Annotated in this window: 7 protein-coding genes; 6 read left to right on the top strand and 1 reads right to left on the bottom strand. The window is 41.4% G+C overall.

All coding sequences use genetic code 11. The annotated features are described in order from the left end of the window. Both F6K54_RS35515 and F6K54_RS35510 read left to right on the top strand, forming a co-directional pair. On the top strand, positions 1-142 hold a 142-nt coding region (locus F6K54_RS35515), incomplete at its 5' end, for a PQQ-dependent sugar dehydrogenase (RefSeq protein WP_293088464.1). Positions 143-149: 7 nt separating this feature from the next. Next, entirely contained in the window at positions 150-287 is a 138-nt protein-coding gene (locus tag F6K54_RS35510) for a hypothetical protein (RefSeq protein WP_293088462.1), read from the top strand. 372 nt (positions 288-659) lie between these two features. Here the strand turns inward: F6K54_RS35510 and F6K54_RS35505 are convergent, their stop codons facing one another. Further along, positions 660-2,402: a SulP family inorganic anion transporter gene (locus F6K54_RS35505; protein WP_293088460.1), complete on the bottom strand. Its 1,743-nt coding sequence runs from the start codon at positions 2,400-2,402 to the stop codon at positions 660-662. Between the two features lie 192 nt (positions 2,403-2,594). Between F6K54_RS35505 and F6K54_RS35500 the strand changes: the two genes are divergently transcribed. From F6K54_RS35500 to F6K54_RS35485, 4 genes are all read left to right on the top strand, one after another. Continuing rightward, complete coding sequence (locus F6K54_RS35500) at positions 2,595-3,515, top strand: LysR family transcriptional regulator (protein WP_293088458.1); 921 nt, start codon at positions 2,595-2,597, stop codon at positions 3,513-3,515. 58 nt (positions 3,516-3,573) lie between these two features. After that, positions 3,574-3,702 (top strand): hypothetical protein, encoded by a 129-nt coding sequence (locus F6K54_RS35495; protein ID WP_293088456.1) that lies wholly within the window; start codon positions 3,574-3,576, stop codon positions 3,700-3,702. Between the two features lie 1,656 nt (positions 3,703-5,358). Then, positions 5,359-6,267 carry a DUF6851 domain-containing protein gene (locus F6K54_RS35490; RefSeq protein ID WP_293088454.1) on the top strand — a complete coding sequence of 303 codons (909 nt, stop codon included), beginning with the start codon at positions 5,359-5,361 and terminating at the stop codon, positions 6,265-6,267. A 53-nt stretch (positions 6,268-6,320) separates the two neighbouring features. After that, positions 6,321-7,379 carry a hypothetical protein gene (locus tag F6K54_RS35485; RefSeq protein WP_293088452.1) on the top strand — a complete coding sequence of 353 codons (1,059 nt, stop codon included), beginning with the start codon at positions 6,321-6,323 and terminating at the stop codon, positions 7,377-7,379. The last annotated feature ends 583 nt before the right edge of the window (positions 7,380-7,962 follow it).

Genomic DNA, 7,962 nt, shown 5'->3' with positions numbered 1-7,962 from the left:
TGCGGGTAATGTTGTCACTCAGGAATCTATTTCTATCGGTCAGAGAGTACGGGATGTACGACAAGGACCTGATGGACTATTGTATGTTCTCACCGATCAACCTAACGGACAATTAATTCGGCTTGAACCTGTTGGAGGATAAGTTGGGGATGGGGAGATGGGGAGATGGGGAGATGGGGAGATGGGGAGATGGGGAGATGGGGAGATGGGGAGATGGGGAGATGGGGAGCAAACAAATTTCTACCTTTTTACCCTATTCTATTTTAGCAAACCCTTGCTCCCTTTAGTCGCAGCAGAGGGCTAATATCATGTCCGGTAGCATCGGAGGGTGTATAAAATTAAGGTGACAATGGGAGAAAACCTTCTGCCTCCTGCCTCCTGCCTCCTGCCTTCCTTCCACCAAAGTCTAATTATTCAACCGGACATGATATAACTACTGAAGCCTTATGCCTTCCCCCGATAAATAGCAGAAGCCGGAGAGTTTTTCCTCATCCGGCTTTTTGAGAGTTAATATTAACTGATTTTCCTTGGTCTGCAAATCAAATCATTGAACGAAGTGAAGTTGGTGAATTATGTTATGTTCAGATAATCAGCGATAAAAAAACCTTATCCCTTTAAACCTTTCTTTCACTTCTGCCTTCTGCCTTCTTCCTTCTTAATTAAGATTTTTTACCAATTTGCAGATTATCAAAACTGGGTGGAGTTTCGTTAGTTACCTTAGAATTTGCAGAATTCATATTAACATCAGAAGTAACCAAGGCAACAGCATTGACTAATGCTTGTTTGCGATCCACCAACATATTTTGTGGAGGTACAATCTCTAAAACTCCCAGTTTTTCTAAACGTCGTTTGACGCTGCCTGCAGCACCAACTAGGAATACATGACGACCGGTATCAACAGTTTCCTGAATTGCATTTTCTATTGCTAGAGCAGAAGTTACACCCATGTGAGGTACTTCGCTCAAATCTACAATCAACACTTCATAGTTGTTCAGAAGTGTATGCTGGCGAGAGATAGCTTTGGAAACACCGAAAATCATCGGACCACTCAGATGGAATAATAAAATTCGACCCTCAGCACGGTCTAGTAATTCTTTCTCATCATTGTCTAAGATAATTGCATCATCAGCATCAGTGATTGCTTTAACGTCCTCAGATTTAAGTTGAGTTAGGCGATCAATAGTGAGAACATTAGCAACAAACACCCCAATACCTACAGCAGCAATTAGGTCAACAAATACAGTTAGACCGATCACAGCGTACATAATAATGGCAGATTTCCAAGAGATATTATGAGCACGCTTGAGGAAACCCCAGTCAATAATCTTAATACCAACTTGCAGAGCAATTCCTGCCAAAACTGCCATAGGAATTTGTGCAGTTAAACTACCAGCTCCCAAAATCACAATCATTAAAATGAAAGCACGGGTAATACCAGATAGAGCAGAGCGAGCACCTGTATTAATATTAACTACAGTACCCATAGTGGCACCAGCACCAGGAAGACCACCAAACAATCCTGAAGCCAAGTTACCTAAACCTTGACCAATTAATTCTTTGTCGGAGTTGTGTTGAGTCCGAGTCAAACTGTCAGCAACCACGGAAGTTAACAAAGCATCAATACAGCCAAGCATAGCTAACACTGCTGCATCAACTATCATTAACTTGAGTTGATCTGGAGTAAAGTAAGGCAACTGTAAGCTAGGTAGACCAGTAGGAATTTCACCGATGCGACGAATACCAGCATCTGAGAAAAATACAATAGAAACTACTGTTCCTACTACCAATGCTAATAATGGTGGTGGCACAAATTTCTTGACTTTAGGAGGCACCAAAAAAAGTATAGCTACTGTCAGAGCTGCTAAACCTGTCTCTATAGGATTAATATTTGTTAAAAGGTTAGGTATGTTCTGAAGGGTTCCAACTACACCACCTTTGGGGCTAGCTTGCCCTAGAAACGGACCAATTTGCAAGATAATCAGGATTAAACCAATGCCTGACATGAAACCAGAAATCACGTTGTAAGGCATCATGGTAATGTATTTACCAAATCGCAATAAACCAAAAGCAATTTGGAGTACTCCGGCCATCATGACTACGGTGAAAGCCATTGCCATACCGTTTTCTGGGTGGGAAGCAGTTAAGTTAGCAATCACTGCAGTGGCTACCACAGTCATCGGTCCGGTAGGCTCAGAAATCAGGGTGGGAGTACCACCAAATAGTGCTGCAAACAAACCTACTAATACAGCGCCATACAAACCAGCAGCAGCTCCGGCACCGGAGGCGACACCGAAGGCGAGTGCCATAGGGAGGGCGATGACAGCAGCAGTCAAACCGCCGAACATATCGCCCTTGATATTCCTAAAATTTATCTTGTTGAAAACTTGTGTAGCAAAAGCCATAAAGATTTATAAGTTTTTCTTTTTTTTATTTAATTAACTCAATGGAATCTATATTAACCATTGACTATTGTCTATGTCAAGATTATTATAGAAATCAATTAAGAATGCAATACTTGATAGTTTGTAATTGCTTATAGCAGTCTTAAGATTTTCTTTATTTTTCTTATATATTTATTTAGTGAGGAATAGACTTTGATTCAGGCAACCTTACATCAGTTGAGAGTCTTTCAAACAGTGGCCCGTCATGGTAGTTTTACTAAGGCTGCTGAAGAGTTATTTATTACTCAACCCACTGTCTCTGCTCAGGTAAAGCAACTGGGCCAGGCAGTCGGTATGCCTTTGTTTGAGCAAATTGGCAAGCAGCTTTATTTAACAGATGTTGGTAGAGAATTATTTGCCACTTGTCAGGAAGTTTTTGAACAGCTCGATCGCTTTGAGATGACGGTAGCTGATATTAAGGGGACTAAACAAGGGCGATTACGTTTGGCAGTAGTTACAACTGCTAAATATTTTGTACCCAGAATCTTGGGTTATTTCTGCCAAGAGTATCCAGGTGTAGATATTTCTCTGGAAGTGACAAACCACCAAAACATCACTAGACGAATGTTGGAAAACCAAGACGATCTATATATATCTAGTCAACCTCCTGAAGATATACCTCTATGTAGTGAAGCTTTGATGGATAATCCCCTAGTTTTAGTAGCGAACAAAAATCATCCTTTGGCAGGCCAGAGAAATATTCCGATTAAACGTCTCAATAATGAAGCTTTTATTATGCGAGAATCGGGTTCTGGTACTCGCCAGGCGGTGCAAAAACTATTTACCAAGCACAAAATTTCTGTGAAAGTGCGCCTAGAACTTGGTAGTAATGAGGCTATTAAACAAGCGATCGCTGGAGGGTTAGGAATTTCTATTTTGTCAAAACATACTCTCTACTGCGAAAGTTCTGAGTGGGAACTCACTACCCTAGATGTTCAAAATTTTCCAATTAAGCGACAGTGGTATGTATCTTATCTAGCTGGCAAACAATTATCGGTAGTAGCTCAAGCATTTTTGGAATATCTCCACGAACATACTCAGAAAATGGCTGTTACTTCTAGTCTTGTGAGTTAACAAATTTTCTGCAAGTGCATACTAAGGAAGGCAGCTATGCTGGAGGCAGAAGGCAGCTATGCTGGAGGCAGAAGGCAGAAGAAAATATTGGTTAAAAGGTAGAATGTTTTTGATCGCGCTATTATCCGGACATGATCAAGGAAGGCAGAAGGCAGCTATGCTGGAGGCAGAAGGAAATATTGGTTAATTAGACCTCTCCGAAAAAGAGGGAGTAGGGAGTTTGTAGGGACGTTGCATGCAACGTCCCTACAGAGCAGGGGGAAAGAATTTATGAGTGTAGGGAGCGTGGAAGGTGTGGGGAGTGCGGGAATAAATTAAAAAATATATATAGCAATGAGCGCTGGTATATTTAGGGTTTACTGAAAAAGTCTTATGTGTGAGGGTAGGAGTCAGAATTTCCTAGGTCATGCTGCGCAAACAGCAATCCTGCAATTCAGGAGCTAGGGGAGTTATATCAAATCCGGTAGCATCGGTGTAATTAGATGGGGGATGGGGAGATGGGGAGTAGGGAGTAGGGAGTGGGAGTAGGGAAAAAAGATTAGCCTTAAAAGCGTACCTCACTATCCTAAAAAGTGCTGTAATTGATGTCACTATCTCTAAAATCTGGCTCATTATAGCAATGTGCGCTGGCATATTTAGGGTTTGCTGAAAAAGTCTTATGGGTGAGGGTAGGAGACAGCTATACTGGAGACAGGAGACAGGAGAAATGGGTACGAGCGAGGAGGTAGTCGGAAAAATTGTCCCTTGATTTGTCTGCCATAATCCTCCAAAAATACTAGCATGCATGAGCTTTTTCCACTGAAAAGCTGACACTTTTTTAGATCAAAAAATACTACAACCAATATCAGTCAATGCTTTGAGATTTATAGGACTTACGCATGAACGCTATTGGTAGTGGATTGTTTCACCTAAAATAGTGCATTAGCTTTTTTCGTCACCCCATCCCCCCATCACCCCATCCCCCCATCACCCCATTTTCTAATGCAACATTTAAGATGAAACAGTCCAGTAGGGTGTGTTAGCGCACTTCGTAACTGAGCGATACCCCTTATATAGTGCCTTTGCGTAAGTCCTGATTTAATCAGCAAGCCCTATTTACACATTATTTTTTGTACACCTTTTAGCTTACTGCACTTTGAGTTGGACATTGTAAATACCTGAGCGCTCATTGCTATATTATCAGTATTATCACTATTAATTTGAGATAATTTATCGAAATATAAATTTTCGATAAATCCATAATTATACTGTTCTCATTGATACAAAAATTGTATATAGTAAATAGGTAGCAAGTAATCAGAAAATGACTGCAAGTTCTTACTGCTCAAAACAAACATAATAAGTAGGTAGGCCTAATTAGGGCTTGCTGGAAAATAAAATTGTAATCAATACCTGTAAAGGCTTCCAGGGCTTTTTCTTCTGAAAAAGTGCAAGGTTTTTGGCTCTTTTAGTCTCAAAATACTAATATTTTTCCCTTGACAATGCCGAAAATTTAGCCGTAGCAGATAGTCTAAACTGTTGCTTTTCGGAGCTGTTCCCTGTTGCCTATCATCACCATCAGACTTTTTCAGCAAACCCTAATTATCAGTAATAGGACTTACGCAGATACGCTATATATAGCGCTCGAAACTATTGTCCAATAGTCTTTATACTCTATAAATAGTGCCTGTGCGTAAGTCCTGAGTAAAATAGCAATAAAAATTCAAAACAGTGAAAACCTATTGAGAACTAGGTTATAGGTTCTTTTTCATATTTTTTATTTTAACCTTTATTTATGCCTACCTACTTAGTAGCTTAAAAATTATTGGTTATCTCTATTAATTAAATAATATTAAATAATATTATGAATTCTACATCTTCTACATCTCCAAATACTAACAACAACATCAATCTCATCCTCAACCCTGACACTCAACTCGTCACAGTAGAAGACGCTACACCAAGCATTTCCGTACTGTGGGATAGAGCAGTACAACAAGCAGTCATCAACACTGCCCCCGGTCCGACTATTGCCTCCCGTGCTTATGGCATCCTACACACAGCCACCTATGACGCTTGGAGCGCCTATGACTCATTAGCAACATCAACTCAATTAGAGGATAGCCTTCAACGCCCCCAATCAGAAAACACTGATGCCAACAAAACTGAAGCCATGAGTTTTTCTGCTTACCGGGTACTATCCGAACTATTCCCTAGCGAAGTAGAAATTTTCAATGAAGTCATGGCGGAATTGGGCTACGATCCCAACAACACAACCACCGATACTACTACTCCTGCTGGTATTGGTAACGTCTCCGCCGAAGCACTATTAACATTCCGTCGTAATGATGGCTCCAACCAACTAGGAAATGACCCCAACGGTGACGGCACTCCTTACTCCGATATTAATAGCTATCAATCCGTTAATCCTATTGGAGACCCCATTAACATCGATCTGTGGACTCCTGAAAGAGTTCCCATTGATGCTCTACCTGGTGAAGAACAAACAGTACAAACATTCCTAACTCCCCAGTGGGGAAGTGTTACACCATTTAGCCTCACATCCCTTGAAGAAATACGACCAGAAGCACCAGAACCATTTTTACTGGTAGATGGTGAGGTAGACTTGAATGCACGCACAATTACTCTAGCGGACCAGTCTGTGGTTGAAATTACTCCCGATATTGTGGGTACAATATTAATCCAGGATTTATCGAACAAACACAAAGAGTTGTCGATCTTAGTGCTAACCTCACAGACGAACAAAAATTAATCGCCGAATTTTGGGAAGATGGGGGCGGTACATCCTTCCCTCCTGGAACTTGGATGACTTTCGGACAATTTGTTTCTGCTAGGGATAATCATACTTTAGACCAGGATGTGAAACTGTTCTTTAATATGGGTAATGCAGTGTTTGATGCTGGTATTGCTGCTTGGGAATCTAAAACTTTTTATGATTATGCTCGACCTGTGCGCACAGTACGGGAATTAGGGGAACTGGGTTTAATAGGAGAGTTTAATCCAGAGCTTGGTGGTTTTGCCATTGATGCTTGGGCAGGGCCAGCAGAAGGAACTCAAACGATTTTGGCAACAGATTTTCTCACCTATCAAACTCCTGGTAGCGACCCTTCTCCTCCTTTTGCTGAATATGTATCTGGTCATAGTACTTTCAGTGCTGCGGGTGCAGAAATTCTCCAACAGTTTACTGGTAGCGATGATTTTGGTGCAGGGGTAAGTTTTGAGGTGGGCGAGTCTCGTTTTGAACCTGGTCTGACACCCCAAGCACCTATTGTTTTGGAGTGGGATACTTTTAGTGAAGCTGCTGATGAGGCTGGTATTTCTCGTCTTTATGGTGGTATTCATTTTGATGATGGGGATCTCAATGCTCGGGTATTAGGGCGAGAAGTGGGGGAAAGTGTTTGGGAGAGAACTCAGTCAGTTATTGCTCCTAATGTTGTTATGGGTACAAATGATGATGATGATTTAATCGGAACTTCTGAAAATAATCTCATGTGCGGAAATAGAGGTGATGATCTTATCCAAGGTTTGGATGGTAATGACTTGCTCCAAGGAGGCAAAGGTGACGATACAGTTGATGGTGGTATAGGAGATGATATTATTGGTGGTCAAATGGGTGATGATATTCTCACTGGTGGAGCAGGTGGGGATATGTTTGAGTTCGGGTTTGGTTATGGCGATGATACGATCGCTGATTTTGAAGATGGAATAGACATCATTGGTTTAAAGGGCGGTCTGACTTTTGAGCAGTTAAGTGTTTCTCAGATAGGTAATGATACTCGCATTAGTGGCGATCGACTTTCAATTATTTTACAGGGTGTAGAAAGAAGTGCGATCGGTATTGATGATTTCATGGAGATTGTTTAAAAAATATAGCGCTGTGCGCAGGCAACAGCTCATCTGGCAACCCACCCCTCGCCCCTCCCCCTCCCAGGAGGGGAATAATATCATGTCCGGTAGCATCGGAGCGTGTATAAAATTAAGGTGACACTCTTGAGAAAACCTTCTGCCTCCTGCCTCCTGCCTCCTGCCTTCGGACAACCATTGTCTAATTATTCAACCGGACATGATATAAATTGCTGATAATATAAGATTTTAGCTATTGGACAGTTCCTGTCATTTGTAAATATGCCAGCGCACATTGCTATATATTATGTCCTGTTGAATAGTTACACTTTGGAGGAAGGAAGGCAGAAGACAGACTGCCTTCCTTTCATAGTTTTTCGTAACTCGTGCTTGACTACTCCCCGCAGCTATTGCCGAGGGGATTCTAAGTTGATACTACGCAACAGGATAAATCCTTGTTGCTTCGTTTTTTCTTAGCTGACCAAAGATATATTCTTTGGGGACAATTTCCGCGGTGCCCCTACACAGTCGGCATAGCGTCTAAACCATGCTTTGCTGCTTACTTTTGTCTAAACGTTTGTATATCCAGATAATAGCACAGGAC

The sequence above is a fragment of the Okeania sp. SIO3B5 genome (assembly GCF_010692555.1).
In the GTDB taxonomy this organism is placed as follows: domain Bacteria; phylum Cyanobacteriota; class Cyanobacteriia; order Cyanobacteriales; family Microcoleaceae; genus Okeania.
This window is presented reverse-complemented; position numbering and strand designations above follow the sequence as displayed.

Excerpts from the sequence above, each read along its gene's own strand:
- F6K54_RS35490 (WP_293088454.1), top strand. The coding sequence starts at position 5,359 with ATGAATTCTACATCTTCTACATCTCCAAATACTAACAACAACATCAAT.
- F6K54_RS35485 (WP_293088452.1), top strand. The coding sequence starts at position 6,321 with ATGACTTTCGGACAATTTGTTTCTGCTAGGGATAATCATACTTTAGAC.
- F6K54_RS35505 (WP_293088460.1), bottom strand. The coding sequence starts at position 2,402 with ATGGCTTTTGCTACACAAGTTTTCAACAAGATAAATTTTAGGAATATC.
- F6K54_RS35510 (WP_293088462.1), top strand. The coding sequence starts at position 150 with ATGGGGAGATGGGGAGATGGGGAGATGGGGAGATGGGGAGATGGGGAG.
- F6K54_RS35495 (WP_293088456.1), top strand. The coding sequence starts at position 3,574 with ATGCTGGAGGCAGAAGGCAGAAGAAAATATTGGTTAAAAGGTAGAATG.